Raw genomic sequence first — 25,812 nt, forward strand, 5'->3', positions numbered from 1 at the left:
GACAGCAGGTCGTGGAGATGGGACCGATATGCGCTGGGATGCACTGTTCGAGGATCTCGAGACCCAGTTGGGGGCCGCGCAGACCGCCGAGCTCACTGCCGCGTCCGCGGAGGCCTCCAGGCTGGAAGCCTCTCGGCTCGAGTTCGCCGAACGCCTGCGGGCGCACCGAGAGCGGGAGCTGGGTCTGCAGATCGCGGGCGGTCAGCGCCTCGTGGTGCGCGTCGGCGCAGTCGGTGCTGACTGGCTGGCCGGCGCTGTGCTCCCGCACAGCGTCCTGGTGCCGCTGACCAGCATCCTGGCCGTCGATGGCATGGCCCGCGCGGCTGCTCGCAGCGAGCCCAGCGCCTCGCGAAGGCGACTGAGCATCACGGCGCCGCTGCGGCGACTGGCTCGAGACCGCGAACTGGTCAGCGTCTTCGGGACGCAGGGACTGCTGGCCTCAGGCCTCATCGCCGCGGCAGGTCGGGATTTCGTGGAGATCGCTCCGACGCGGCGGGACGATCTGCTGCCCCGGGGCAGTCAGGGCGGGGGAGCGCGATCAGCGCTCGTCATCCCGCTTCACGCGGTGGCCTGGCTCCGCAGCGAGAGCGCCGACGTCGAGCAGCTCTCGCCCCGTTCAGGACTGAGCTGAGCCCGACCGGTCCTCGATCGCTGCTGAAGCGCCCGGAGTCTCGGGAGCTTCAGCCGATCGGGCCGCGCGCTGGGCCGCGTACTGGCGCTCGATGTACTCATCGAGCTTCGCCTCCTCGACCCGCCACTGACCGCGACCTCCGATCTGGATTCCCTCCAGGTCGCCGGTCTTGATCAGGGCCCGAGTCTGCGACATCGAGATGTTCAGCGCCTCAGCCACATCGGGGAGAGTCAAGAACCGTCGCATCATGAGCCTCCGTGATTTCGCATGTCGTTTGATGTCGTTTCACGTCATTCTCCCATGCAATGGCGGCGGAATCCGAGTTCTCCCACGCGGCAGCGGCACAAACCTTCTGCACAGGTTCTGCTTCACCCGTTGTCTTCTGAGGAGCCTGTATCTACGCTGAGCCTGTGCGCCCGCGCTGGCGGGCCGTCAGCCAGGGAGACACCATGCCTGAGCCCCATTCGCCGCCGAGCGCAGACTCCCGGACGCGTCCGCAGACGCCCGGGGCGCCCAGATCCGTGCCCGCCGGGCAGCGCCTGCGCCGGCCCAGCTGGAGAGATCCCCGGCTCCTCGCAGGCGTGCTCATCGTGGCCCTCTCGGTCTCCGGAGTGATCGCGCTGATGACCACGCAGAATCACACCACCGAGGTCTACGCCGCGGACCGGCTGCTCACCGTGGGTGACCGGCTGGCCACCGAGGATCTGCGCGTGGTCCAGGTGCAGATCGACGAGCTTTCCGAGGCATACCTCACGGTCAGCGGGGGCCTGCCGGACGGTGCCGAGTTCATCGCCATGGTAGATGAGGGCGAGCTGATCCCGCGTCGCGCGCTTGCCGAGGAAGACCCCCAGGGACGGCAGGCGATGACGATCGCGGTGGAGCACACGCTCGCCCGCGGCGTGGAGCCGGGACGCCTCGTCGACGTCTGGGCCGCCGACGCCGGAGCGCTCGGGGCCCAGCAGGAGGTCCGGGTGGAGCAGATCGCCGCCGCGGCCCAGGTCTCGGTGATCACCGAGTCCAGCAGCACCTTCGGCGCCCAGGAGCGCGTCATCGTGGAGCTGCTGGTGGAGCCGGAGGAGCTGCCCGCGCTGCTGGGCGCCACCAGTTCGGCCTCCACCCTGTCCGTGGTCCCGGCCGGGGCCGAGGCCGGAGCCGAGGCAGATGCCGAGCAAGAGCAAGAGCAGGAGCAAGAGACAGGTCCTGAGCCAGAGCCAGAGGACGAGGCCTAGATGAGTCGGTGGGCCGTGGTGACCATGGGTCGGCTGAGCGTGGACCACATCGCCGCCGTCGAAGGCCTCCACGGTCCCGTCACGATCGAGCGACGCTGCGCGGACCTTCCAGAGCTGATCGCCGTCTGCCGGGCCGGTCGGGCCGATGCCGCGCTGGTCATCGGGGAGACCCACCAGCTCACCGCCACGGTGCTCGGTGAGCTCCAGGCCGGCGGCAGGCACGTCGTGGTCGTCTCACACGTCGCGGAGGAACGGAGCCGGCTGCAGCGGCTCGGGGTGCCCACCTTCACCGACGAGGTCGGCCCGGCGGCGTTGGCGCAGGCCCTGCAGGGTCGAGAGCTCAGCGACGGAACCGTCACAGAGTTCGCCGCCGCCGGTCTGGGTCCGACCAGCGGCTGCCCCTCCGCCGTTGCCGATGCGAGCCCCAGCACGCTCCAGACCGCCGACGGTGCTGGAGTCCATCCCGGCGGCGTGGAGACAGACGACCCGACAGACCACGACGACGGCGGGCCGCCCTCCACGCTGGGCCATGCGGCACCCGGAATCACCGTGGTCTGGGGCGCCCCGGGCAGCCCCGGTCGCAGCACCGTGGCGGTCAACCTCGCGGCCGAGCTCGCGATCCAGGGCGCCTCGGTGCTGCTGATCGACGCCGACACCATCGCCGCCTCGCTGGTGGCGCAGCTGGGACTGATGGAGGAGACCGCCGGACTGGCCAGGGTCTGCCGGGCCGCTGACCTGGGCAGGCTCGATTCTGCCGCGCTCGACGCGGCGACGATCTCCGTGCAGATCAGCGGCGCACGGCTCAGCCTGCTCTCCGGACTGCCGCGGGCCCAGCGCTGGCCGGAGCTGCGCGAACGCAGCCTCACCGCGGTGCTGGAACTGGTGCGCAACCACTACGGGCATGTGATCATCGACGTCGCCGCCCCGGTCGAGGAGGACGAGGAGCTCAGCTTCGACACCACCGCCCCGCAGCGCAACGCCGCGACCCTGACCTGCCTGGGACTCGCGGACAGGATCCTCGCCGTCGGGGCCGCTGACCCGGTGGGCTTCCCGCGACTGGTCAAGGCGGTGGAGGCTCTGGAACTCGCCGTCGAGTCCTCGACGCTGGCCGAGCCCGAGGTGGTGATCAACAAGGTGCGCAGCGAGGTGATCGGACGCTCACCACGGGATCAGCTCAGCCAGACCTGGATCCGGCTCGGCCCCGCCGCCCAGATCCACGCGTTCCTGCCCTGGGACGCGGCGGGCTGTGATGCCTCCCTGCTGGCCGGGCAGGTCCTCGCCGAGGCCGCCCCGAATTCAGCGCTGCGGCGCAGCATCGCCCGCCTCGCCGGCGTCGATCTCTCGGTGCGCCGTCGAGGCCTGTTCCGGCGGGGCAGACGGTAGGCTGAGCGGCACAGGCAACGCGCGGTCTCCGGCTCCGGAGCGGGGGACCACGCGTACTCCAAATCTGCAGAAAGAGTGAGAGTACACATGCCCGCCGAGACAATTCTTTGGACCAGCAATGACGCCGATCTTGAGACATTGACCGATGCGTATTACGCCCACATCGCCAGTGAGGATCGCCACCAGGTCAGCGCCGACCGCCAGCATCAGCGGGTGCGCGAACACCTGCACCTCGCCGAGACCCGGACCGGCTCCTCCCCGGTCGTCCAGGTGGCCCGCGTCGGGGACAAGAGCCTCGTCCAGGTCGTCACCGATGACATGCCCTATCTGGTGGACTCGGTCACCGCAGAGGTCACCCGCCACGGCCACGGCATCTCGTTGGTGGTCCACCCGATCCTGCTGAGCAGCCGCAGCACCGACACCGGCCAGCTGGTCTCGGTGAAGTCCCTGCCGTCCGAGCACCGCGGGGTCTCCTCAGGCGACACCCAGACCCTGCCCAACCTCACCGCGGTGTTCGATGAGCAGCACCTGGTCAAGATCGAATCCTGGATCACCATCGAGCTCGATCGGGTGATCTCTGCCGAGGACGCGGAGACCCTGGTCGCCGGACTCCAGAAGATCCTGATCGACGTCAAAGCCAGCCACCGGGATCAGAACCGGATGGTCGCCCAGGCTCAGGCCGCCGGTCGTTCGCTGCGCGAGGCCAGCGACCTCCCAGAGTCCCAGGAGTCGGCCGATCTGCTCGAGTGGATGGGCGCCGGGAACTTCCTCTTCCTGGGCTATCGAGAATACGAGCTCGCCGACTATCCCGACGGGTCGGTGCACCTGGATCCGGTCACCGGGACCGGCCTCGGGATCCTCGCCGACAAGAACGGCAAGCCGATCACCCGGCGCTCCACCGAACTCTCCGCCGCCGGTCGGCAGCGCGCCGGGCAGCGCCGCGCCCTGGTCATCACCAAGGCCAACTCGCGCTCCACCGTGCGCCGTCGCACCTACATGGACTACGTGGCCGTCAAGACCTTCCACGCGGACGGCACCGTCAAGGGCGAGCGCCGGTTCATCGGGCTGTTCAGCGAGCGCGCCTACAGCGAATCGATCGTGAACATCCCGCTGCTGCGCTCCCGCGCCGAACAGCTGCTGCGCCGCTCCGGCTTCGCCCCGGACTCGCATTCCGGCAACGACCTGATGCAGATCCTGGAGACCTATCCGCGCAATGAGCTGCTGCAGATGGAGATCGAAGAGATCGAGGAGGCCGCCTGGCAGATCATGCAGCTTCAGGAGCGTCGCCGGGTCAAGCTCTTCCTGCGCCGGGACCACTACGGCCGATTCATGACGGCTCTGGTCTACCTCCCCAGGGACCGGTACAACACGGCGGTGCGCCTCCGCATCGAACAGGAGCTGCTGGCGCATGTCGACGCGGAGTCCATCGACTTCAACGTCCGGCTCACCGATTCGGTGCTGGCCCGGGTCTTCTTCCGGCTTCGCCTGGCCGACGACGCCGCTGAGCCCACCGGCACCCAGCAGGAGCTGGAGCAGCGGCTGGCTCGGGCGGTGCGCTCCTGGTCTGAGGGGATCGCCGCCGAGGCTCGGAGCCGATACTCCTCCTCCCATGCCGAGGCCGTCGCCGCACGGTGGGGCGAGGCGTTCCCGGACGACTACCGGGTGCTCTACGAGGTCGAGGATGCGCTCGCCGACGCCGCCCAGTTCGAGGCCCTGGAGTCAGCCGCCGCCGAAGGTCAGGCTGTGCCGCGGATGAGCTTCTACCACTCTGGGGAGAGCGGTGTGGCAGACATGCGGCTGAAGCTCTACCTCACCGAGCCCAAGACGCTGACGGACACCCTGCCGGTGATCGATGACTTCGGGCTCGAGGTGCTCGACGAGCGCTCCTATACGCTCGACTGTCCCGACGGTGCCACCTTCCACCTCTACGACCTGGGGCTGTTCTATCCCGAGTCGGTCGACGTGGACGCGACGATCGGGTTGCTGCAGGAGGCCTATCAGCAGGTGCTGATGGGTCGGGCAGAGTCGGACATCTTCTCCCAGCTGGTGCTGCGGCTTGGCCTGAGCATCCGCAGCGTCACCGTGCTGCGCGCCTATGCCAAGTACTACCGCCAGCTCGGCAGCACCAACTCCTACAGCTTCGTGGCCGACTCGCTGCTGCAGAACCCCGAGATGGCCACCGCACTGGTGGACTACTTCAAGGCCCGGTTCGATCCCGATCTCGAAGGCGACCGGGAGGCCCAGAGCGCGACGGCGCGCGAGCGGGTCGTCGAGGCGCTGGAGCAGGTCCGCACGCTGGACGCGGACCGGGTGCTCAGCGCCCTGTTGAACCTCATCGACTCCACCCAGCGCACCAACCTCTACCAGGGTCGCGACTGGCTCTCGCTGAAGCTGACCCCGGCGACCATCGACGCCGCACCGGCACCTCGCCCGGCCCACGAGATCTGGGTCTACTCGCCCCAGGTGGAAGGCGTGCACCTGCGCTTCGCCAAGGTCGCCCGCGGCGGTCTGCGCTGGTCCGACCGGCGGGAGGACTTCCGCACCGAGGTGCTGGGTCTGGTGAAGGCGCAGATGGCGAAGAACGCGGTGATCGTGCCCTCCGGGGCCAAGGGAGGCTTCTTTCCCAAGCAGCTCCCGGACCCCAGCGTCGACCGTTCGGCGTGGGCCGAGGCAGGCCAGGCGGCCTACAAGATCTTCATCCGCGCCCTGTTGGACATCACGGACAACCAGAGCGAAGTCGACGGGCAGATGGTCATCACCCACCCCGAGCGGGTCATCCGCCATGACGGGGACGACGCCTACCTCGTCGTCGCCGCCGACAAGGGCACGGCGACCTTCTCCGACACCGCAAACGCGATCAGCAAGGAGTACGGACACTGGCTCGGCGATGCCTTCGCCTCCGGCGGTTCGGTGGGCTATGACCACAAGGCCATGGGCATCACCGCCCGGGGCGCCTGGGAATCGGTGAAGTCGCACTTCTCCGAGCTCGGCCTGGACACCCAGCGCGAGGAGTTCACCGTCATGGGCATCGGCGATATGGGGGGTGACGTCTTCGGCAACGGGATGCTGCTCTCCGAGCACATCCGGCTCGTCGCGGCGTTCAACCACCTGCATATCTTCATCGACCCGGACCCCGACGCCGCGGACAGCTTCGCCGAGCGTAAGCGGCTCTTCGCGGCCCAGCGTTCCGGCTGGGGGGAGTACAACCTGGAGCTGATCTCCGCGGGCGGCGGGGTCTTCTCGCGGACCGCGAAGACCATCGAGGTCACCGAGCCGATGCGCCGCCGCTTCGACCTGCCCGAGGGGCAGACGCAGCTCACGCCCCCGGAGCTGATCAACGCGCTGCTGAAGGCGCCGGTGGACCTCGTCTACAACGGCGGGATCGGGACCTACGTGAAGGCCTCCACCGAGACCCACGATCAGGTCGGCGACCGCGCCAACAACGCCATCAGGGTCGACGGCGGGTCGCTGCGCGCACGAGTGGTCGGCGAGGGCGGCAACCTGGGGTTCACCCAGGCAGGCCGGATCGAGGCGGCCCAGAACGGGGTGCTGCTGAACACCGACGCCATCGACAACTCCGCCGGGGTGGACTGCTCTGACCATGAGGTCAACATCAAGATCCTGATCGACCAGCTGGTGGCGTCGGGTCACCTCGACGCGGACGAGCGCAGCGAGCTGCTCAGCTCGATGACCGAAGACGTGGCCGCCCATGTGCTGGAGACCAACCGGGACCAGAACGTGCTGCTGATGACCGACCGACACCGGGTGGGGGAGTGGTCGCCGAGCTTTCAGCGGCTGATCAGCTGGCTGGAGGACACCGTGGGCCTGGACCGGGAGCTCGAGGTGCTGCCCACCGATGAGGTCTTCGCCGAGCGCGCCGCGGCGGGACAGCGGATCCTGACCTCTCCGGAGCTCTCGGTGCTGGCCGCCTACGCGAAGATCCAGCTCAAGGCCGCTCTGGTGGAGAACTCGGTCCCCGATGACGACTGGTTCGGAGTCACCCTGGAGCAGTACTTCCCGGCCCCGCTGCGCGAGCGCTTCCCCGATCACCTCGTCCGCCACCCGCTGCACCGCGAGATCATCGCGAATGTGGTGGCCAATGATGTGATCGACGTCGGCGGAGCCGCGTTCGTCTTTCGTGCCATCGAGGAGACCTTCGCCGCCGAGGAGCAGGTGGTGCGCTCCTTCGTGGCGGTGCGTGAGCTCTTCGCGCTGGAGGACTTCGACGCAGCCATGCGGGAGCTGCCGGTCAGCTTCGACCGGGACGCCTGGGCCAACACCTACCGGGACATGCGCCGGCTGTTGGACCGCGCGGTGCGCTGGTTCATCAACCACGTCAGCCGCGGCACCTCGGTCCGCGAGGACGTGAAGACCTACTCCGAACACATCACCCCGCTCTACGGCGAGCTCACCAGCTACCTGCGCGGCGACGACCGTGAACGGGTCGAGCGGCTCCACGCCGAGGCGCTGGAGGCTGGGATGCCCGAGCAGCTGGCGACCTGGGTCTCCCAGCTCTTCGAGGCCTTCTCGCTGCTGGACATCGCGACCCTCGCCCGAGACCTCGAGCTGGACTCCCGCGAGGTCGCCGGGGTCTACTACGCGGTCTATGCCGACTTCAGCGCCGATTCGCTGCTGAACCGGATCACCAACCTGCCCCGGCAGGACAAGTGGCAGGCCCTGGCCCGCGGAGCTCAGCGCGACGAGCTCTACGGCGCGATGGCGGACATCGCCTCGTCGGTGCTGCGTGCCACCTCCGCCGAGGCCGAGCCGGAACAGCGGCTCGAGGAGTGGAAGCAGGACAACGGCGCCAAGCTGGCGCGGGCCGAGAAGCTTGTGGCCGAGGTGGACGCGCTGGCCGATGACAACATCGCCTCGCTGACCGTGCTGCTGCGGCACCTGCGGGGTCTGGTCGACTCGTGAGCCGTCGTCGTCTGGTCTCTCCCACCACCGCCTGCACCGAGGAGCCCTGATATGGCTGTCTTCCAGGATCCGCTCGTCGGACACCGTCACCTCTCCCAGGATGATGTGGAGTGGCTGCACGCGCTGGTGGGGGACTGGCAGCTGATCTCGGATCTGGCGTTCTCCGATGTGGTGCTGTGGTTCCCGCACACCGAGGAGGGGTTCCTCTCCGCCGCGGAGCGCTCCTTCATCGCGCTGGCCCAGGCCCGGCCCTCGACCACGCAGACCCTGATCCACCGCGATGTGGTCGGGGATCGGATCCGCGCGGACCTGAAGCCGATGGTGGAGCGGGCCTGGACCTCTCAGGTGGAGACGAACTCCTCGGATCAGGGCCAGCCATCACCGGCGCGGATGCGGGTCCAGGCCATCCCGCTGCTGCACCGCGGCCGCACGGTCGGGGTGATCACGCTGCACTTCGCCGTGGCCGCGATGCGCAGCCCCTCCCGGCTGGAGCTGACCTATCGGCGCTGCGCCGAGGATCTGCTGGTCATGGCGGCGGAGGGCCGCTGGCCCGATGCGAGCCAGGAGTTCACCGGCTACGGCGGCGCCCCGCGGGTGGGCGACGGGCTGCTGCGACTGGACGCCGAGGGCCGGATCACCTTCGCCTCGCCCAATGCGGTCTCGGCGCTGCTGCGCCTGGGCGTCTCCGACACCCTGGAGGGACGCTCGCTGGCCGGCATCGGGTCCGAGCTGCAGCGGGCCACCGGAGTGGTGGTCGATGAGTCCCAGCCGATGATGCTCACCGGCCGACGTGCGATGCGCGCCGAGCTGGAGGCCCACGGCGCCGCGGTGACGCTGCGCTCGATCCCGCTCTACCGGGCCTCCCGCCCGGCGCCCGGCTCCGGCGCGACGTCGGCCGCTTCGTCAGGCAACGGCGCCCGCGAGGTTCGTGGCGGCGAGCATTTTGCGGCGCTGGTGCTCTGCCGCGACGTGACCGAGCTGCGTCGCCGCGACAAGCAGCTGATGAGCAAGGACGCCACGATCAAGGAGATCCACCATCGGGTGAAGAACAACCTGCAGACCGTCTCGGCGCTGCTGCGGATGCAGTCGAGGCGGATGGACTCCCAGGAGGGCCGGGAGGGTCTGCGCCGGGCCATGAGGCGGGTGGAGACCATCGCGATGGTCCATGACTCGCTCTCGAAGGGCCTGGAAGAGACGGTGGACGTCGATGAGCTGATGCGCCGCCAGCTGCACCTGGCGGCCGAGATGGCCCAGTCAGACCGGCAGGTGATCACCGCGCTGGAAGGCAGCTTCGGGCAGCTGCCCCCCGATATGGTCACCCCGCTGGCGCTGGTGATCACCGAGATCGTCGCCAACGCGGTGGAGCACGGATTCGGCCCGGATCCGGCGCACCGGGAGCTGCACGTGAGCATGAGCGTGCAGCGCCATGCCGACGCCGCCGGGCGTCAGCGCCTGGAGCTGGAGCTCACCGACGACGGTGTGGGACTGCCGGAGCAGCAATGGGAACCTGGGCTGGGGCTGCAGATCGTGCGCACCCTGGTCCGCGGGGAGCTCTCCGGATCCATCGAATGGGAGACCGCAAGCGACGCGTCCGAGGGCGGCACCGCCGTCGGCTCGGAACCTCAGGCGGGCACAGAAACGGCGAGGACCGGGACACGGGTGAAGCTCCGTGCGCCGATACTCGCCGCGTCGTTGAAGAGTGGTGGGTGAGACTCAGGAGGCGCGGCGGGCGCGTGCGGCCCGGCGCTTGAGCGCCCGGCGCTCGTCCTCGCTCATGCCGCCCCAGACTCCGGAGTCCTGACCGGTCTCCAGCGCCCACTGCAGGCAGGTGTCCATCACTGGACACCGGCGGCAGACGCTCTTGGCCTCTTCAATCTGCAGCAGGGCCGGTCCGGTGTTGCCGACGGGGAAGAAAAGCTCCGGGTCCTTGTCCAGGCAGGCTGCTCGGCTGCGCCAATCCATGGGATCACTACTCCTAGGGCGCCTCGAGGGCGCCGATGTTCGGGTCATTGGGTGTTCAGCGGCGATTCCTCGACCGAGCCTCATGGTGAGGTGCTCGAGCATGAGTCTCCAGGGAGTCACATCCGCTTCCAGGCGACAGAATGTTCCACGGTCCAGATGATCCGCAGTGCCTGGACTGCTGTACGGCTCCAGACCTCGGGTGAGGTGTTCTGCCATCCCGAATAAGTACGCAATCAACGTTGGCATGTTAACGGCTGGCAAACAAGACTTCGCACTACTGAAATGACCCCGAAACAGTGTGTACTTTGTCACAGGATTCCCAGGCTGCAGAGAAGCTCCACGTCAGAGGGTCCTCTTTAGGGCCCGGTGCGCGGGAGTGCGGCGGCCCTGCGCGCGGTCCGCGGGTGGTTCAATGGAGATATGGCCTCAGATGACTCCGTCCAGCCGGATTTCAACGCCCCGCGGCCGCCGCGGCGCTTCGTCCAGGCGCGGCCCCGACCGCTGGCTGTGTGGGTGATCTTCCTGATCCTCTTCGTCCAGGGCCTCACGGTGGCCTTCAACGCCATCGCCGGCGCCGTGGCCTCACCGCCGCAGGTGCTGGACACCGCCGGTCAGATCGCCCTGGTGGTGCTCTATGTGCTCTTCGGGCTGATCATGGTGGTGCTGGGCTTCAGGATCTTCCTCGGTGCCCAGGGTGCCCGCACTCCGGCTATGGTGCTCCAGCTGCTGATCGTGGTGCTCTCCTTCAGCTTCTTCTCCGGAGGCGCCAGCCTCATCGGCCTGGCCGTCCTGGCGCCGGCAGCTGTGGCGCTGGTGCTGCTCTTCATCCGTCCCACGCAGGTCTGGCTCAGCGAGGCTGACCCGCAGGACTGAGCGGCCGCAGCAGCGTCTCCGCGCAGTGCAGGTGATGCTCGCGCTGCTCAGGGCTGCGCGCCCCCGGCAGCAGGGAGAGCAGCACCGCCGCTGTGCGTGCGCCGAGATCCATGCGGTCTGTGTCGATCAGGCAGCGCGAGTGGAAGCGCTGCGCGAACTCCGGCACTGCGGCGTACCCCTCCGCGTCGATGCTCGGCAGCACCAGCAGGTGCCCCAGCATGGTGGCGAGGTCGTCGGCCCGGTAGCCCGGTCCCACGGTGTCCGCATCGATGAGACCCATCGGGTGCTGCGCCGCCTCATCCAGGAACAGGTTGGCCGGGTGGAAGTCCCCGTGCGTGGGCACGACCGGGCCAGGCGTCTCGCGCAGGGCTGAGCCGATGCGCTCGCGCAGCCGCTGCACCCGGTGCGGATCAGCCCCCGCCGCGGTGGCAGACTCCGCGAGACCGTCGAGCCGCTGCGCCGCGGGCACCCGGGGCGACATTCTCAGAGTCTCTGGTCGCAGCGTCTCCAGCGCCCTGATCAGCACCTGCGGGTCGGGCAGGACGATGTCGACCGGGGAGTCGGCCTGGGAGGTGGGGCGGTAGAGGTGATGGGTCAGAGCCAGCCCGGGCGCCTGGTCGATCACCAGGATGCCGTCCCCGGCGTCGGCGATGGCCGGGATCAGCACAGAGCAGCCGTGACGTTCGAGCAGCTGCTGCACCCGCGCGGGTCTGACCACCTTCAGGTAGACCACGCGCTGACCCCGGGCCGAGGAGACCAACGCCCGGTAGACGGCCCGGCGCAGGGGACGAAGCACCAGCATCTGCAGACCCTTGAGCCTGCATTGTTCTCCGAGAACCATGCTCAGCCGTGACTCCAGCTCGGCATCGCCCGGAAGCTCGCGGCTGCCCAGACCACCCCCGGGGGAGGCGGCGGGGTGCTCCACCACGAACAGCCCCGGCAGCTCCGGGTCCACCGGGTGCACCCACAGGTGCACGGTGCCCTGGAGGGAGTCGGCCCGGACTGCGCCCATGCTGCGGCGCTGCTGCGGGGTCAGCGCCACGGTGCTGGCCACCACGGTCAGCTCCCTGCGCTCGGCGGCCGCGGTCGGCCCGGTCGGGGCCTCGGCGCCGGGAGCGGCACACTGGACTCGGTACCGGGCCGAGATCTCGGCACCGGGCCGGGCGTAGATCTGCTCCAGCTCCCAGCTGCGCATCTCCATGCCGGAGGTGTCCAGGGACTGCCGCAGCAGCGTCTCGGCCTCGGGCCCGCGCAGCACGCCCAGCAGATCCCCGCGCACCTGATGCTCAGCCATGGCGCCATCCTCTCGCACACAGATGAAAGAACTCTCATCGATGAAGGGCCTCTTCAAGGCGATCTGAATGAGAAACTGAACACGATGAGCCACTCACGCCAGCCTGATGCTGACTCAGGTCCGGAGTCCGCCGAGGTCCCGGGCCCACGGCGCAGTGTGCCCCGCGGATGGCGATCGGGCCCGCTGAACGTGCGGGCGCGGATCCTCGCCGCGGTCGTCGGACTCGCGGCGCTGGCGCTGGCAGTCTCGGGCTACACCGCGTTCGCGATCCAGCAGGCGCAGGTTGAAGGGCGCATCGACGCCGAGCTGGCGGCCGACGCCGAACAGTTCCGGGTCCTGCATGAGGTCGGCGTGGACCCCGGCACCGGTGAGCCGTTCAGCTCCCCGGCGGAGCTGGTGCGCACCGCGATGGAGCGGATCATCCCGACCCGCAATGAAGGGATCGTGGGACTGGTGGATGGGGAGGTGGCCTTCACCTCGCCGGTCACCCCGGTGCGGCTGGAGGAGGACGAGCAGCTGCTGCGCGCCCTGGAGTCCCATGCGCTCAGCGAACGGGCCACCGTGGTCACCATCGAGACTGCGACCACCAGTTACCGCACGGCGATCGTCCCGGTACAGGGGAACGTCGCAGCAGACGCCCCGGACCCCGACGCACCAGATCCCGCCGCTGACGAGTCGACCGAGACCGCGGAGGAGCCGCAGGTGGGCGCGTTGGTCATGGCCTATGACATCACCGCAGAGAAGAGGGTCTTCGCCGAGGGCTTTCTCATCTATGCCGCCGTGGCGCTGCTCTCCCTGGGCGTGGTGGCCATCGTGGGCGGCGCGATCGCCGGACGACTGCTGCACCCGGTGGGAGTGCTGGCCTCCGCCGCCCGGCATATCGGCCGCGAAGACCTCTCCGAACGGATCCCGGTCACCGGCAGGGACGACCTGACCGAGATGACCAAATCTGTCAATGAGATGCTCGACCGGCTCGAGGAGTCGTTCCAGGCCCAGGACCAGCTCATCCACGACGTCAGCCATGAGCTGCGCACCCCGCTGACCATCGTGCGTGGACACCTGGAGGTCCTCGACGCCGGTGACCGGCAGGACGTGACCTCCACCCGCGAGCTGACCCTGGACGAGCTGACCCGGATGAACCGTGTGATCGATGACCTCACCACGCTCGCCCAGGCCGGTCGCCCGGGCTTCGTGCAGCGCGCGCCCACCGATATCGGGACGCTGACCGACGAGGTCTATGACAAGGCGCTCGCCCTGGGCCGGCACCGCTGGATCGTGGAGTCACGCGTCGAGGGCGCCGCCTGGGTGGACCGCGAGCGGCTGACCCAGGCCTGGCTGCAGCTGGCGGCCAACGCGGTGAAGTTCTCCGCTCCCGGCTCGGTGATCGCGCTGGGGTCGGAGCTCACCGCCACAGAGATCCGGATCTTCGTCCGCGATCAGGGACCGGGAATCGCTGCGGAGGACCAGGAGCGGATCTTCCACCGTTTCGGGCGCACCGACACCTCCAGACCTGGATCTGGCCTTGGGCTTCCGATCGTGGCCGCGATCGCGCAGGCGCACGGTGGGCGCGTGGACCTCCAGTCCGCGCCCGGCGTCGGCGCACGCTTCACCGTGGTCATCCCGCGCGACAGCGGCGCCGCTGACATCCGGGAGCCGAGCCAGGACGCCGAACAGACCCCCGACGACGACGCCACCGCGCCGCTGCCGATCGATACAAGGAGCCATGGATGACCCAGATTCTGCTCATCGAGGATGAGGACCGGATCGCGTCCTTCGTCGAGAAGGGACTGCGCGCGGCCGGCTACGCCGTGCTGCGCGGCGCCTCGGCGTCGGAGGGGTTCGAATACGCGCTGAACAACTCGGTGGACCTCGCGGTCCTCGATCTCGGGCTGCCCGATGAGGATGGGCTGCGCCTGCTGGGACGACTGCGCGGTCAGGGCTTCGGAGCGCCGGTGATCATCCTGACAGCCCGCAGCACCCCGGCCGACACCGTGGCCGGACTCGAGTCAGGGGCCGATGACTACATGCCGAAGCCGTTCAGCATCGATGAGCTCCTCGCGAGGATCCGGCTGCGGCTGCGCGGAGGCTCGGCGGAGGAGCCGACCAAGCTGACCGTAGGCGCGCTGGTGCTGGATCTGCATGGGCGGCGGATCGCCGTGGCGCAGAAGCAGCATGACCTCTCATCCCGGGAGTTCGCCCTGGCCGAGACCTTCATGCGCCACCCCGGACAGGTGCTCTCCCGCGAGCAGCTGCTTGAACGGGTCTGGGGCTACAGCTTCGATCCGGGATCGAACCTGGTGGACGTCTACGTCAGATACCTGCGTGCGAAGATCGGTGCCGGGGCGATCCAGACCGTGCGCGGAGTCGGCTATCGGCTCGACGTCTGACGCGGCCGGCCGCACTGAGGCGGGGAGAGACTGACTCAGCTCGGGGCCGAGGGTGGGGACCAGCTGGCCGCTGACGCGGCTGACCAGCTGACGGCCGAGACCGGGGACCAGCTGACCGGGGTCACCGGGGACCAGCTCTCCGGGGAGAGCGGACTGACCGGGGACCAGGAGGATGCTGATTCCAGCGGTGGCTGCTGGTAGGTCGAAGGCGGTGCCGGGGTGACGGCGGCGGGGCTCCGGGAAGCGGACTCCTCGGCCGATGCCGCCGAGGGTGCTGAGGTCGGCGACGTGGCGGAGGGTGCTGAGCCGGCGCGAGCCGGCTCGCCGGCGGAGGAATCGGTAGACCGATCGGTGGAGGAGGCGGACTCGCTCTCACCGGTCACCTCCAAGGCGTCGCCGAGATCCTGTGTCTGGTCGGGACCGCTGAGCTCAGCCACGGCCACCGTGCCGCCGAGCGCCGCGATGCTCAGGGCCCCGGTGATGATCCAGCCTGTCTGCCTGTTCATGATGCGCAGGTCCTCTCTGCTCGACGCCGACCAGCGGCTCCTCATCTCATCTTCCATGATCGTGTTGCATGGTGAGCGAGGCGTGAGACCAGGATGAGAAGATTCTCATCTTCCCTCAGCGCTGCGACTGGGTGCGGCTCGCTATGGCAGCGCCACGTGGGCCCGCATCGCGGCTGCGACCTCCACGTAGGCCGGCCGCACGGCATAGACGCATCCCAGACGCAGCACCGCGGCACGCTCATAGACGGCCAAGGACCTGCCCGGCACCTTCAGCCGCGCCGCCGTCGCGTCGACCGCGCTGACCACCGTCCTGGCTGCGTGCCGCTCCCAGATGCCCTGGAGCATCCGCAGTCGAGCATGGGCTCGCAGGTTGCCCAGGTCCAGGGCCGGATCTGCCAGACAGGCGGTGTCCACATCGAGCAGTCCCGGTCCGTTCTGCGGGCTCCAGAGCAGCTGCTTGTCGTGCAGGTCGCGGTGGGCCGGGCGCAGCTGCCCCTGAGGCAGCTGCGCGAGGTCTTCGCTGATGCGTTCGACGCTGCGCCACATCTGGTCTGCGGGATGGACAAAGGGTTCGACGAGCCGGGCCCAGTGCGCCAGCACCACGATCTCCTGATCCGCCGAGTGCTCCGGGATGCCGGGGAGGTCGGAACCCCCGTTGCTGGAAGCCTCGGCGGCGGAGGAGGAGACCGACCGGGACCAGGCGCTGAGCACTTCGGCCCAGGCTCGTTCCCACCGCTGCGGACCCAGCCTTCTCGGCTCGTGCAGGCTGGATCCCTCCAGCGCGCCGAAGGTCACCGTGGACCGGGTGTGCGCCAGCACCGCGGGGGTGCGGAAGTACTCGGTGAACGCGTCCGCCCGCTCGATCCCGTCCAGGATGGTTCGGGTGCGGCCGCGCCGAACCACCTTGATGAACTGGTCCTCGCGCCGCACCACCGCCCGTTTTCCGGGTCGGTGAGAGACGACGACGCCGCCGCGGGCCAACTCCTCGAGGTCGGCCAGCCGAGCATCGGCGCCCAGCGGCTGCAGGCTTGCGCTGGCACCGTCCCAGATACCGGCGCGGCGCTGGCCTGCGTCCTCGCATTCCAAGGAGAGCCTTGCCTGCTCTGGGCGCGGCCAGGCCCGGGTCACACGCATCGGCCGGCCCTGGTCGGTGAGAACGGTGGGGGGCAGCGCGAAGTTCGTCATCGGGAGTCTGGTCATCGTTTCAGCGCCTCCTCGCCCAGGCTCAGCGTGGTCTGCATCCGGTCAGCCCATTCGGGCTCACGGTGCCGGAACGGATCTGTGACGGAGCTCAGCTGGGCGTAGGCCTCCCAGACAGCGATCCGCCGCAGGTCAGGAGCCTCGTCCGCGCAGTAGCCCTCCAGGAAAGAGCTGATCAGCGGTTCCAGCCGCAGCCGGCGGCAGGAGGCGGCCCAGCTGCCCACATCGCGCATCGGATCACCGACGCCGGAGCGGTCGAAGTCGATCAGTCTGATCTTGTGACTCTCAGGCGTGGCCATCACCACTTGATCGGGGGAGAGATCCCCGTGCAGCTCCGAGTCCGGGCCCGGGGGCAGCGCGTCGACTGCGGCGCGAACCCGGTCCGCCAGGCCCCAGGCGGCATCCGCAAGCCACGGCGCGATGGCGGCGACGGCGCTCGCAGAACCGCTCGGCTGGATCGGAAGACGGTCTCGCCGCGATCCGGCGGTGTGCCGGTGCAGCCGGCCCAGAGCCGCCCCCGCCGTGGTCGCGGCCGGAGCATACGCGCTGCTGCTCAGGTCGGCCCAACCCCAGAGCGGCGCACTCGTGGCGGTGCCGCGCCCGCCCACCGGGGTGCTGCGCACCAGCGGCAGGCCCAGCTCTCGCCAGCGCTGAGCCGTCGACAACGCAGGGGCGGTGCCCCTGGCGGCGACCCGCAGGATCTTCTCGCCGTGCCCGGGACCGGTGGGCGGCACCGCGGCCACGACCCGTCGACGAGGGTTGTATCGCAGGATCTTCCAGGGCGCCTCGGCAGCCGTCGCACCGTTCAACGCCTGGCGCGCCTCGGTGAGGTCCTTGCCCAGCACGGGGTCTGCCCACAGGCTCCCGCTGAAGAGATGCGGCGGGTGCTCCGAGTGCACGCAGAACCGCGCCAGCCCATCAGCATCGGCTGCCCGTTGTCGGGCCTTGTTGAGCTTGTCCTCGTGGACGGTGAGCATCGCCCACCCGGGTTCGGCGTCGTCGGTGGTGAAGGCGGCGACCACCGAATGTCCGGTCTTGATCCTGACCCGGGTGATGGTGGCCGGCTGGTCCAGCAGCTCCGAGAGCGCGTGGGGGTCCAGCAGCGTGCGGGCCCCCGGGATGCGCGACGCCTGAGCGGCAGCCTCATCGGCGGCGGTCCATTCTGTGTGAGGCTGGCTCATCGACTCACCTGCGCTGTCCTGTCCGTCGGCACCGTCTGCTCTGCTGACTCAGTCCCACCCGCAGCCGCGGTCGGATCCGGTGGATTGAGCTGTTCCGCTGTCCCGGCCCCGGAGTCTGCGGCGCTGCGCTGGGTGGCCGCCCACTGCGCCAGCCGCGAGTGTGCATCGGCGAGCAGCTCCGTGGGGGTGCCGTCCTCGTGGATGCGTCCGGCCTCGAGCCAGAGCACCCGGTCCAGATCCTGGATCATGCTGAGGTCATGGGTGATCGCCACCGTGGTGCGTCCGCGGGTCAGTTCGCGGATCGAGTTCTCCACCACTCCCCGTGAGGCGGGATCCAGGCCGGTGGTGGGTTCGTCCAGCAGGATGATCGGCGCGTCGCGGACCAGCGCCCGGGCGATCGCCACGCGTTGACGCTGCCCGCCGGAGAGCGTGTCCCCGCGGTTTCCGAGCTCGGTCTCATACCCCTCGGGCAGCGCCATGATGAAGTCATGGGCACCGGCCCGCCGGGCCGCCTCCTCGACGTCGACGTCGGTGGCGTCCTGCCGGCCGTAGCGGATGTTCTCTCGCACTGACGTGCTGAAGAGCACCGATTCTTGGAGCAGGATCGCGATGTTGCGCCGCAGGTCGGCTCGGGTGACGTTGCGCGCGGAGTACCCGTCCACCAGCACCGAGCCGGCCTCCGGATCGGCGAGGCGGAGGAGGAACCCGGCCAGGGTGGACTTCCCCGCGCCGGAGGGCCCCAGCAGCCCCACGCGCTGACCCGCCGGGATGCTCAGGTTGAGCGTCTCGAACAACGGCGTGCCGCGATGGTCGTTCGCGCTGATGTTCCAGAAGGTCAGCTCTCCAGAGGCGCGTCCCAGCGGCAGCGGATCCTCGGGGTCCTGGATCTCGATCTCTTCGTCGAGGAGATCCGCGATGCGCTCACCGGAGGCTGTGGCGCGGGCGATCCTGCCGGTGTACTTCGCCATATCGCGCAGCGGCTTCATCGCGATCTTGAGGTAGAGCAGGAACAGCACCATGTCCCCGGGGGTCATGAACCCCTGGAGCACCTGCCAACCGCCGAAGCCCAGCACCACAGCGGTCGCGATGCCGACCAGCAGATCGGTGGAGCGCTCCAGCCGGGCGGCGAGCTTCCGTGCCCGGATACCGGCCTTGAGCGCCTTGGCGTTGCCGGCGGCGAAGCCGGAGGCCACCGTCTTCTCCAGGCCGTAGGACTGCACCACGCGGATGGCGCCCAGCGCCTCGGCGGCATCACCGACCAGCTGGCCCTCACCCTTGCGGGTGGAGCGGGAGGCCGAGGTGATCTTCGGGCTCAGCACCCTGCTCGCCAGCAGGTATCCGACGCCGGTGAGGATCACGATCAGCGCGAGCAGCGGGTTCAGGATCAGCACCACGATCAGCAGGGTCACCAGGGTGAGCAGATTTCCCACCATGGGAAGACCCGCGGTCACGGCGACCTCCTGGAGCCGGCCCATGTCCCCGACGAGTCGCTGGGAGGTGTCACCGATGGAGGCCTTGGAGTGATACCGCAGCGAGAGCGACTGGATGTGGTCGAAGACCCTGCTGCGCAGTCTCGCGGCGACCTTCACCCCGGTCTTGGCGAAGGCGATGGTCGAGGCGTAGTTGCAGATCGCCCGGCCGCCGACGATCAGCGCCAGCGCGAACGCCCAGAAGATGATCATCCCCTCCACGTTGTGGCTGGAGTCGATGGTCTCCTCGACCCGGGCCCCCAGCGCCTCGGAGACTGCGTCCACGGCGAACTTCACCGGCCACGGTTCGAGCACGCGGAACGCGACGTCGCCCATCAGTGCCAGCAGTCCAAGGGCGATCAGGAGCTTGTGCTCTCCCAGGTGCGGCAGCACCATGCGCAAGGTGCGCATGACCCCGCGGCGGTGCAGCGTGCGGGAGGACCTGGCGTCGGATCGTCGACTCATCGCTTGGTCACCTCCAGGGCAGGGAGCTCCGCGAGCAGGTCCTGTGCGCGCTGCACCCAGCTGTGCTCGTCCTCCACGAGGCTGCGCCCGGCGGTCCCCATCCGGGCACGCCGCGCGGGGTCTTCGACCAACCGGATCAGCGCCTGCGCGAGTCCGTCAGGGTCACCGGGCGGAACCGTCTCCCCGCACGCTCCCGCCGAGCCGCCCTCGAGCAGCCGCGTCAGCTCACCGAGCGCGGAGGCGATCACCGGCACCCCGGCGGCCAGGTACTCGTAGACCTTCAACGGGGAGAAGTAGTGCTCGTCCCGCGTGCTGGTGGCGGGGTATGGAGCGGTCGCGATGTCCAGGCCGGACAGCAGCCGCGGCACCCGTGCCGGGGCCACCGATCCGCTGAACTCCACGCGCTCGCCGATGCCCAGCTCGGCGCAGAGGGACTCCAGGCGCTCTCGTTCGGGTCCGCCGCCGATGATCTGCAGCCGCAGATCCGGCTGGGGCGCATCCGCGCCGAGAGCCTGGGAACGTCTGCGCTCCAGGACCTGGGCGAACGCGCGCAGCAGCAGGTCGGTGCCGTGCCAGGGTTTCAGGGTGCCGAGGAACCCGATGGTCACGGTGTCCTGCTGAGTCGTCCCTGCATCTGTGCGTCGCAGGTCAGGGCGCCGTGCGGAGAACCGTGCCGGATCCACTCCATTCGGGGTCACCCGCACCGGCGGGGCCCCTTCGTGGGGCTCCGCGGAGAGCATCCCCCGCGCCCAGTCCGCCACCGGCGCGGAGACGCAGGAGAGCAGGTCAGCCTGGGCGAAGGTCTCCCGGGTGGACCGTTCTGCGGATGCCACATCGTGGAGGCTGCGGTGCCGCTGCTGCTCGGTGAGCAATGGAGCATTGACCTCGACCACCAGCCGGGCCGTGCTGCGCCCTCGGGCCTCGACGCCGGCGGTTGAGAACAGGGAGTACCGCTCGTAGAGCAGATCGAAGTCGCCCTCGACAGCGAGGTCGGCCATTCTGGCGGCGTTGCGGCCGACGGCGACCTCCCGGGCGGCAGCACCCTCGCTCCCGGAGATCGGGACCACGAAGACCGGCAGGTCCGCGAGATCCGCGGGGACCGAAACGGTGGTGGGGTCATCGTGCTTATCGCCGCGCTTGGTGCAGAAGACGGTGACCTCGTGACCCAGTGTCCTGAACGCGCGGATCATCTCCTGGGCGTGCACGCTCGCGCCCTTGGAGCCGAAGAGACCGATGCCGGGGTCAGCGAGCAGGTAGCCGATCCTCATACCGGCTCCTGCACTGCGGCGAGCCGGTTCTGCGCCGCAGGGGACGCGGGATCGCTGACCAGGGCCTGCAGCCGGCGTGACTGAGCGGCGGAGTCGAAGTTCTGCTCGATCAGGGTGCGCCCGGCCTCGAGCATGCGCAGATGCCCCGGGTCGGTCGTGATCGCCTCGGCCACCGCGGCGGTGAGGGCCGTGACATCCCCGGCGGGGACCAGCCACCCGGTCTCACCGGGGCGGACCACCTCGCCCACGGCTGTCACCTCGGCGGCCACGCAGCGGATGCCGCGCGCCATGGCTTCGAGCAGCACGGTGGGCAGGCCGTCGGCGTTCCCATCGGCCCCGATGACGAACGGGGCCACGAAGACGTCATGAGAGCCCAGCAGCTCAGCCACCTCCTGCTGGGTGCAGGGCCCCAGCAGGCGCACCGAGGATCTCAGCCCGGCGTCGTCGATCTGTTGCTGCAGATGATTCGCCAGGGGCCCGTCCCCCGCGATGTCGGCCTGCACGTCCAGGCCCTCGTCGCGCAGCCTGGCCACCGCCTCGATGAGCAGATGAAACCCCTTCTTCTCGACCAGCCGGCCGATGCCCAGCAGTCGGGCAGGACGCGGTGGGCTCTCGAGGCTGGGGTCTGGGGCAGGCTGAGTTCCGAGATTCGGTGTGAAGGGGAAGCGAGAGAGCTCCAGGCCGTTGCGCACCAGATGCAGCCGCTGGGCCGCCGCAGGGAATCGGGTGCGCAAGTCGTCGAGGTTGTAGCCGGAGATCGTGATCGCGTGATGAGCCTCCGCCAGCTTCGCCTGGAGCTCATGCTGGTCCACGTCCTCATGGAAGATGTCCTTGGCATGGGCGGTGAACGAATACGGCAGACCACTGATCCGGCCGGCCAGCCGCGCCACCGTCGTGGCGATCGAGGCGAAGTGCGCGTGGAGGTGGGTGACTCCCGCCTGGTGGGCGGCATGGGCCAGACCGACGGCCTGCTGTGCGTCGTCGTGTCCGGCCGCCAGCAGCTCCGGAAGGCTGCGCTGCAGCCCGGGGGCCAAGGCGGGGGACGCAGCGGCCAGGGCCAGCTGGGCCCACAGCTTCGAGGAGGTGGAGCTGCGCGGCACTTGGATCACCGGAGCCTTGACCCGGGCCAGCTCCGGATGGAAGCGGGCGTCGGTGCTCGGCCGCAGCGAGAAGATCACGATCTGCTCACCGGCGGCTTCCCTGGCCAGGATCTCCGAGACGATGAAGGTCTCCGAGAAGCGCGGATACATCTTCAGCACATACCCGACCACGTGATCGCGCGGGACCGCGGGCGTGCCGTTGCACGGGTCATGGGTCGGTGCGGGGGTTGTCTCGACGGTGTGCTCAACGGACATGAGAATCGGACCTCGCTTCGGCAGTTTGGGGAGTCAGGGGTGTGGCGGCGCAGGGCGCCGGGGACGGCGCGTGGGCACGAGCAGCGGCTGCAGCGCTCGCGGGAGAAGTCACGGGTGCGGGCTGCTGGGTGTGATCGGCAGCCGCGCGTCGCACCGCCGCGGGTCCGAGCGCCAGCTCCGCGACCGCCAGCGCTCCGATCCGGGTCAGCCCGTCAAGGTCCACCGCGCCGCGGTCGCTGCGCCGGGTCACCGCGTCGCCGAGCCACCGGCTCAGCGCCGCTGCGCTGAGCTCCCCGGCGGCCAGGATGTCGACGGCGCCCACGGCGGCCAGCGCCCGAGCTCGGCGAGGCTGCTCCGCCCGATGGGTGGCCCGAGGCACCAGCAGCGCTGGGGTGGTGGTGGCCATGATCTCGGCCGTGGAGTTGTACCCCGCCATGGAGACGACGGCGGCGGCCTCGCGCACCAGCGCAGGGACATGCGGTGCCAGCCGGGTGACCTGGATGTTGGCGGAGTCTGGGGAGGCAGCGACGGCGCGCTCCACGCTGGTGTGGTCACCCAGGGGCATCTGTGGTCCGGTGAGGATGATGTGTCGATGCCCGGCCGGGACCCGAGCCTGCGCGGCCGCCAGGGCAAGCCGACCGCCGTCGGAGCCTCCGCCGACCATGGAGAGCACATAGGGCTCACGAGCACGGACGCTGGAGTCGGAGAGCTCGTCGGTGGGGCGCCCGTGGCTGAGGTAGCCGGTGAACCGGGTCCGGGTTGCCAGCGGCTGAGGGATCTCACCGCTGGTGATCGGGTTGTAGATCAGGGGATCCCCGTAGACCCAGACCGCGTGATAGAACTTCGCGGCGGCAGATGCTCCGCCGATCCGGGCCCATTCGGTGCGAGCGGCAGCGGGGGAGTCCAGCACTTCGCGCATGCCGAGCACGCAGCGGGTGCCCTGGGCACGCAGCCAGGCCAGCGAGTCCAGCAGCTCCCCGTCGACCCCGAACGGGTGCCGATCTGCGATGAACAGATCGGGGGACAAGGCCTTGATGGCGGCGGCAGCGGTGGAGCGGCGCAGCGAGGAGAGCCGCTCATTGCTCACATCGAGGTTCCTGGAGGCGTAGCCCTCAGCGGTGCGGGTGAACCCGGGGAGGACCAGCCAGTCCCAGCCCTGGGGCAGCGAGTCTGCGGTCGCGTCCGGATGCCCTGCGATCAGCAGTCCGCGCACCGGCTGATCGGTCAGCCGCGGGAGGTCTGCGGCGAGGGCGTGGGCGAGGGCCCGGTTGCGGCGGGCGTGGCCCAGTCCGACTGAGTCGTGTGAATAGAGGACTGCGGTGATGCTCATGGAAGACCACTCTGGTCACCGCAGGTGAAGCAACGATGAGACCAGGATGAGAGTCTCTTCCGAGTTCTCTCATCCTGATCTCATCTGGTTCTCATGAAAGGGTCAGTTGACCGGGCCGGTCCACTTCTCGCCGGGACCCTTCCCGGGTGCATCCGGGACGGTGGACTCTTCGCGGAAGGCGAGCTGGAGCGAGCGCAGCCCGTCGCGCAGCGGCGCGGCGTGGGTCGAGCCGACCTCGGGGGCGGCGGCGGTGATCAGACCTGCAAGGGCGGTGATCAGCTTGCGGGCCTCATCGAGGTCCTTGAGCTCCTCCGCCTTGGGGTCATCGGCGAGGCCGGTCTTGACCGCGGCGGCACTCATCAGGTGCACGGCGACGGTGTTGATCAGCTCCACCGCGGGCACCTCGGAGATGTCGCGGGACCGCTGGTTGACCGCCTGGGCGAGATCGGGATTCTCGGCGTGGTTATTCTGCTCACTCTGCATGCTGGTAAGCTTGTCACAGTCTCATCGGCCGCGCTAAACGCACTCAACACGGCGATCACCTCCCAGTTGAGCTCATTGGGCGCACTGGCCGGTGACTCCCCATTCACCGAATTCCTCACAACAGGAGCTAGACAGATCAGCGAACCACGCATCAACGAACGCATCCGCGTACCAGAAGTCCGCCTTGTCGGCCCCCAGGGGGAGCAGGTGGGCGTCGTGCGCATTGAAGACGCCCTGCGTCTCGCCACTGAGTCCGATCTGGATCTGGTAGAGGTTGCGCCCCAGGCCAAACCTCCCGTCTGCAAGCTGATGGATTTCGGCAAGTACAAATACGAGGCAGCGGTCAAGGCTCGTGAATCACGGAAGAACCAGAGCACCACGGTGCTCAAGGAGGTCCGTTTCCGGCTGAAGATCGATGACCACGACTACAACACCAAGGTCGGTCACGCCCGTCGCTTCCTCGATGCCGGCGACAAGGTCAAGGCCATGATCCAGTTCCGCGGTCGTGAGCAGCAGCGCCCCGAGATGGGTGTTCGGCTCCTGCAGCGCTTCTCCCAGGACGTCGCCGACCTCGGCGCCGTGGAATCCTCCCCGCGCCAGGACGGCCGCCACATGGTGATGGTCGTCGGTCCGCTCAAGACCAAGGCCGAGGCCAAGGCGATGGCGAAGAACCAGGCCAAGAAGGAGGAGCCGACCGAGGCTGACGCCGAGGCCGAGGCTCCCAAGGTGAAGAACGAGCGCCGCTCGCGGAAGAACGCGGAGCGCCTGCCCACGGAGAAGAAGGACGCGACCCCGCTCTCGAACTCCATGGCCGATTATCTGCCGGATGAGCTGAAGAACCTCTAGAGGCCTTCTCTCCTCACGGTGAACCCGCGCACCATTCTCATGACGTAGACTGGTGCGCTGGTTTGTGTGACAGCGCTGCAAGGTGCTGTCGCCACCACCCAAAAGGGGTCTGATGCGTGGATCTCCGTCGCTGCGAGAGCAGCCTCGGCCGCGCGTCGATGACCCACCTCTGCGCCGCCGCGTCAGCAGATGAGCTTCGGCTCGTCGCTGGAGAGCACAGGCGTTGCAGGTCCGAACGACATAAGGAGAACGGCACCATGCCGAAGATGAAGACCCACAGCGGGGCCAAGAAGCGGTTCAAGCTGACCGGTTCTGGCAAGCTCAAGCGCCAGCAGGCCAACCGTCGCCACTACCTGGAGCACAAGTCTTCACGCCTGAAGCGCCGCCTGGCCGGGGACCAACTGGTCACCAAGGCTGACGAGAAGCGCATCAAGCGGATGCTGGGCATCTGAGCCTCAGCACTTTCATCACCGAAGACTTTAAGACTCAAGGAGATATCACGTGGCACGTGTAAAGAGGGCCGTCAATGGCCATAAGAAGCGCCGCAAGGTCCTAGACAGGGCCTCCGGCTACCGCGGACAGCGCTCACGCCTCTACCGCAAGGCAAAAGAGCAGCTGCTGCACTCGTACGTCTACAACTACCAGCACCGCAAGAAGCGCAAGGGTGACTTCCGCCGCCTGTGGATCCAGCGCATCAATGCCGCTGCCCGCTCGCACGGGATGACCTACAACCGCTTCATCCAGGGCCTGAAGGCCGCTGGAGTCGAGGTTGATCGTCGCATGCTTGCTGAGCTGGCCGTCTACGACGCCAACTCATTCGGCGTTCTGGTCGAGACCGCCCGCAAGGCGCTCCCGCAGGACGTCAACGCCGCTCGAGTCTGACTCGACGCAGTGTGACAGAAGGCGCCGTCTCCTCACCGGGGGCGGCGCCTTCTTTGTGCCAGCACCGCTGGCGAAGCACCATTCACGCAGCACCTGCTCCACCGTGCTGAACCTATGAGCACCCCGAGATGCATGAGCAGTCCATTCA

General features: G+C 68.9%; 22 protein-coding genes. 11 read left to right on the plus strand and 11 right to left on the minus strand.

Annotated features, from left to right (window positions below):
- The first annotated feature begins 28 nt into the window (after nt 1-28).
- Nucleotides 29-631, plus strand: a complete 603-nt coding sequence (locus LSI54_RS01825) for a hypothetical protein (RefSeq protein ID WP_241477620.1) — start codon at nt 29-31, stop codon at nt 629-631.
- Here the strand turns inward: LSI54_RS01825 and LSI54_RS01830 are convergent.
- On the minus strand, nt 617-877 hold the full coding sequence (locus LSI54_RS01830) for a helix-turn-helix domain-containing protein (RefSeq protein WP_241477788.1): 261 nt from the start codon (nt 875-877) through the stop codon (nt 617-619). The two genes, LSI54_RS01825 and LSI54_RS01830, sit on opposite strands and share 15 nt — an antisense overlap.
- A gap of 203 nt (nt 878-1,080) precedes the next feature.
- On the opposite strand from LSI54_RS01830, the gene LSI54_RS01835 reads away from it, so the two are divergent.
- The 4 genes from LSI54_RS01835 to LSI54_RS01850 all read left to right on the plus strand — a co-directional run bounded on the left by LSI54_RS01835 (nt 1,081) and on the right by LSI54_RS01850 (nt 9,873).
- Nucleotides 1,081-1,860, plus strand: coding sequence for a hypothetical protein (locus LSI54_RS01835; RefSeq protein ID WP_241477621.1), 780 nt, complete (start codon nt 1,081-1,083; stop codon nt 1,858-1,860).
- On the plus strand, nt 1,861-3,243 hold the full coding sequence (locus tag LSI54_RS01840; protein WP_241477622.1) for an AAA family ATPase: 1,383 nt from the start codon (nt 1,861-1,863) through the stop codon (nt 3,241-3,243).
- Nucleotides 3,244-3,330: 87 nt separating this feature from the next.
- Nucleotides 3,331-8,163, plus strand: coding sequence for an NAD-glutamate dehydrogenase (locus LSI54_RS01845; protein ID WP_241463959.1), 4,833 nt, complete (start codon nt 3,331-3,333; stop codon nt 8,161-8,163).
- 51 nt (nt 8,164-8,214) lie between these two features.
- Nucleotides 8,215-9,873 (plus strand): sensor histidine kinase, encoded by a 1,659-nt coding sequence (locus LSI54_RS01850; RefSeq protein WP_241477623.1) that lies wholly within the window; start codon nt 8,215-8,217, stop codon nt 9,871-9,873.
- Between the two features lie 3 nt (nt 9,874-9,876).
- Here the strand turns inward: LSI54_RS01850 and LSI54_RS01855 are convergent, their stop codons facing one another.
- Complete coding sequence (locus LSI54_RS01855; protein ID WP_036474112.1) at nt 9,877-10,125, minus strand: WhiB family transcriptional regulator; 249 nt, start codon at nt 10,123-10,125, stop codon at nt 9,877-9,879.
- A 420-nt stretch (nt 10,126-10,545) separates the two neighbouring features.
- Between LSI54_RS01855 and LSI54_RS01860 the strand changes: the two genes are divergently transcribed.
- Entirely contained in the window at nt 10,546-10,998 is a 453-nt protein-coding gene (locus LSI54_RS01860) for a hypothetical protein (protein WP_241463963.1), read from the plus strand.
- Here LSI54_RS01860 and LSI54_RS01865 read toward each other — a convergent pair.
- Nucleotides 10,973-12,292, minus strand: coding sequence for a phosphotransferase (locus tag LSI54_RS01865; protein ID WP_241470118.1), 1,320 nt, complete (start codon nt 12,290-12,292; stop codon nt 10,973-10,975). The two genes, LSI54_RS01860 and LSI54_RS01865, sit on opposite strands and share 26 nt — an antisense overlap.
- A gap of 84 nt (nt 12,293-12,376) precedes the next feature.
- Here LSI54_RS01865 and LSI54_RS01870 point away from each other — a divergent pair, with 84 nt between their 5' ends.
- Together LSI54_RS01870 and LSI54_RS01875 are read left to right on the plus strand one after the other, a co-directional pair.
- Complete coding sequence (locus LSI54_RS01870) at nt 12,377-14,023, plus strand: sensor histidine kinase (protein ID WP_241463966.1); 1,647 nt, start codon at nt 12,377-12,379, stop codon at nt 14,021-14,023.
- Nucleotides 14,020-14,679: a response regulator transcription factor gene (locus LSI54_RS01875; RefSeq protein WP_241463968.1), complete on the plus strand. Its 660-nt coding sequence runs from the start codon at nt 14,020-14,022 to the stop codon at nt 14,677-14,679. The genes LSI54_RS01870 and LSI54_RS01875 overlap by 4 nt, the downstream gene beginning before the upstream one ends.
- Before the next feature lie 35 nt (nt 14,680-14,714).
- On the opposite strand, the gene LSI54_RS01880 is transcribed toward LSI54_RS01875, so the two are convergent.
- The 8 genes from LSI54_RS01880 to LSI54_RS01915 form a co-directional block, all read right to left on the minus strand.
- The gene (locus LSI54_RS01880) at nt 14,715-15,185 is read right to left on the minus strand and encodes a hypothetical protein (RefSeq protein ID WP_241463970.1); all 471 of its coding nucleotides are present in this window, start codon (nt 15,183-15,185) and stop codon (nt 14,715-14,717) included.
- A gap of 141 nt (nt 15,186-15,326) precedes the next feature.
- On the minus strand, nt 15,327-16,385 hold the full coding sequence (locus LSI54_RS01885) for a phosphotransferase family protein (protein WP_241463971.1): 1,059 nt from the start codon (nt 16,383-16,385) through the stop codon (nt 15,327-15,329).
- Entirely contained in the window at nt 16,382-17,566 is a 1,185-nt protein-coding gene (locus LSI54_RS01890) for a phosphotransferase family protein (RefSeq protein ID WP_241463972.1), read from the minus strand. Before LSI54_RS01890 ends, LSI54_RS01885 begins: the two co-directional genes overlap by 4 nt.
- On the minus strand, nt 17,563-19,500 hold the full coding sequence (locus LSI54_RS01895; protein ID WP_241470116.1) for an ABC transporter ATP-binding protein: 1,938 nt from the start codon (nt 19,498-19,500) through the stop codon (nt 17,563-17,565). Before LSI54_RS01895 ends, LSI54_RS01890 begins: the two co-directional genes overlap by 4 nt.
- On the minus strand, nt 19,497-20,768 hold the full coding sequence (locus LSI54_RS01900; protein ID WP_241463976.1) for a glycosyltransferase family 4 protein: 1,272 nt from the start codon (nt 20,766-20,768) through the stop codon (nt 19,497-19,499). Before LSI54_RS01900 ends, LSI54_RS01895 begins: the two co-directional genes overlap by 4 nt.
- Nucleotides 20,765-22,123 (minus strand): glycosyltransferase family 4 protein, encoded by a 1,359-nt coding sequence (locus LSI54_RS01905; RefSeq protein ID WP_241463978.1) that lies wholly within the window; start codon nt 22,121-22,123, stop codon nt 20,765-20,767. Before LSI54_RS01905 ends, LSI54_RS01900 begins: the two co-directional genes overlap by 4 nt.
- Nucleotides 22,113-23,453: a glycosyltransferase family protein gene (locus LSI54_RS01910; protein ID WP_241477624.1), complete on the minus strand. Its 1,341-nt coding sequence runs from the start codon at nt 23,451-23,453 to the stop codon at nt 22,113-22,115. Before LSI54_RS01910 ends, LSI54_RS01905 begins: the two co-directional genes overlap by 11 nt.
- Nucleotides 23,454-23,555: 102 nt before the next feature.
- Complete coding sequence (locus LSI54_RS01915) at nt 23,556-23,936, minus strand: DUF1844 domain-containing protein (protein WP_241463981.1); 381 nt, start codon at nt 23,934-23,936, stop codon at nt 23,556-23,558.
- Nucleotides 23,937-24,011: 75 nt separating this feature from the next.
- On the opposite strand from LSI54_RS01915, the gene infC reads away from it, so the two are divergent.
- The 3 genes from infC (at nt 24,012) to rplT (ending at nt 25,664) form a co-directional block, all read left to right on the plus strand.
- Nucleotides 24,012-24,782, plus strand: a complete 771-nt coding sequence (gene infC / locus LSI54_RS01920) for a translation initiation factor IF-3 (RefSeq protein ID WP_241464433.1) — start codon at nt 24,012-24,014, stop codon at nt 24,780-24,782.
- Between the two features lie 257 nt (nt 24,783-25,039).
- Nucleotides 25,040-25,234, plus strand: a complete 195-nt coding sequence (gene rpmI / locus LSI54_RS01925) for a 50S ribosomal protein L35 (RefSeq protein ID WP_241463983.1) — start codon at nt 25,040-25,042, stop codon at nt 25,232-25,234.
- Between the two features lie 49 nt (nt 25,235-25,283).
- Nucleotides 25,284-25,664 carry a 50S ribosomal protein L20 gene (rplT, locus tag LSI54_RS01930; RefSeq protein WP_058888465.1) on the plus strand — a complete coding sequence of 127 codons (381 nt, stop codon included), beginning with the start codon at nt 25,284-25,286 and terminating at the stop codon, nt 25,662-25,664.
- The last annotated feature ends 148 nt before the right edge of the window (nt 25,665-25,812 follow it).

It is taken from the genome of Nesterenkonia sp. AY15, from assembly GCF_022565855.1.
Lineage (GTDB): Bacteria > Actinomycetota > Actinomycetes > Actinomycetales > Micrococcaceae > Nesterenkonia.

Coding starts and splice junctions, on each gene's coding strand:
- LSI54_RS01915 (WP_241463981.1), bottom strand. CDS start 23,936: ATGCAGAGTGAGCAGAATAACCACGCCGAGAATCCCGATCTCGCCCAG.
- LSI54_RS01885 (WP_241463971.1), bottom strand. CDS start 16,385: ATGACCAGACTCCCGATGACGAACTTCGCGCTGCCCCCCACCGTTCTC.
- LSI54_RS01895 (WP_241470116.1), bottom strand. CDS start 19,500: ATGAGTCGACGATCCGACGCCAGGTCCTCCCGCACGCTGCACCGCCGC.
- LSI54_RS01910 (WP_241477624.1), bottom strand. CDS start 23,453: ATGAGCATCACCGCAGTCCTCTATTCACACGACTCAGTCGGACTGGGC.
- LSI54_RS01845 (WP_241463959.1), top strand. CDS start 3,331: ATGCCCGCCGAGACAATTCTTTGGACCAGCAATGACGCCGATCTTGAG.
- LSI54_RS01900 (WP_241463976.1), bottom strand. CDS start 20,768: ATGAGGATCGGCTACCTGCTCGCTGACCCCGGCATCGGTCTCTTCGGC.
- LSI54_RS01855 (WP_036474112.1), bottom strand. CDS start 10,125: ATGGATTGGCGCAGCCGAGCAGCCTGCCTGGACAAGGACCCGGAGCTT.
- LSI54_RS01835 (WP_241477621.1), top strand. CDS start 1,081: ATGCCTGAGCCCCATTCGCCGCCGAGCGCAGACTCCCGGACGCGTCCG.
- LSI54_RS01830 (WP_241477788.1), bottom strand. CDS start 877: ATGCGACGGTTCTTGACTCTCCCCGATGTGGCTGAGGCGCTGAACATC.
- LSI54_RS01905 (WP_241463978.1), bottom strand. CDS start 22,123: ATGTCCGTTGAGCACACCGTCGAGACAACCCCCGCACCGACCCATGAC.
- LSI54_RS01870 (WP_241463966.1), top strand. CDS start 12,377: ATGAGCCACTCACGCCAGCCTGATGCTGACTCAGGTCCGGAGTCCGCC.
- LSI54_RS01865 (WP_241470118.1), bottom strand. CDS start 12,292: ATGGCTGAGCATCAGGTGCGCGGGGATCTGCTGGGCGTGCTGCGCGGG.
- LSI54_RS01860 (WP_241463963.1), top strand. CDS start 10,546: ATGGCCTCAGATGACTCCGTCCAGCCGGATTTCAACGCCCCGCGGCCG.
- LSI54_RS01880 (WP_241463970.1), bottom strand. CDS start 15,185: ATGAACAGGCAGACAGGCTGGATCATCACCGGGGCCCTGAGCATCGCG.
- LSI54_RS01890 (WP_241463972.1), bottom strand. CDS start 17,566: ATGAGCCAGCCTCACACAGAATGGACCGCCGCCGATGAGGCTGCCGCT.
- LSI54_RS01850 (WP_241477623.1), top strand. CDS start 8,215: ATGGCTGTCTTCCAGGATCCGCTCGTCGGACACCGTCACCTCTCCCAG.
- LSI54_RS01875 (WP_241463968.1), top strand. CDS start 14,020: ATGACCCAGATTCTGCTCATCGAGGATGAGGACCGGATCGCGTCCTTC.
- LSI54_RS01840 (WP_241477622.1), top strand. CDS start 1,861: ATGAGTCGGTGGGCCGTGGTGACCATGGGTCGGCTGAGCGTGGACCAC.
- rpmI (WP_241463983.1), top strand. CDS start 25,040: ATGCCGAAGATGAAGACCCACAGCGGGGCCAAGAAGCGGTTCAAGCTG.
- LSI54_RS01825 (WP_241477620.1), top strand. CDS start 29: ATGCGCTGGGATGCACTGTTCGAGGATCTCGAGACCCAGTTGGGGGCC.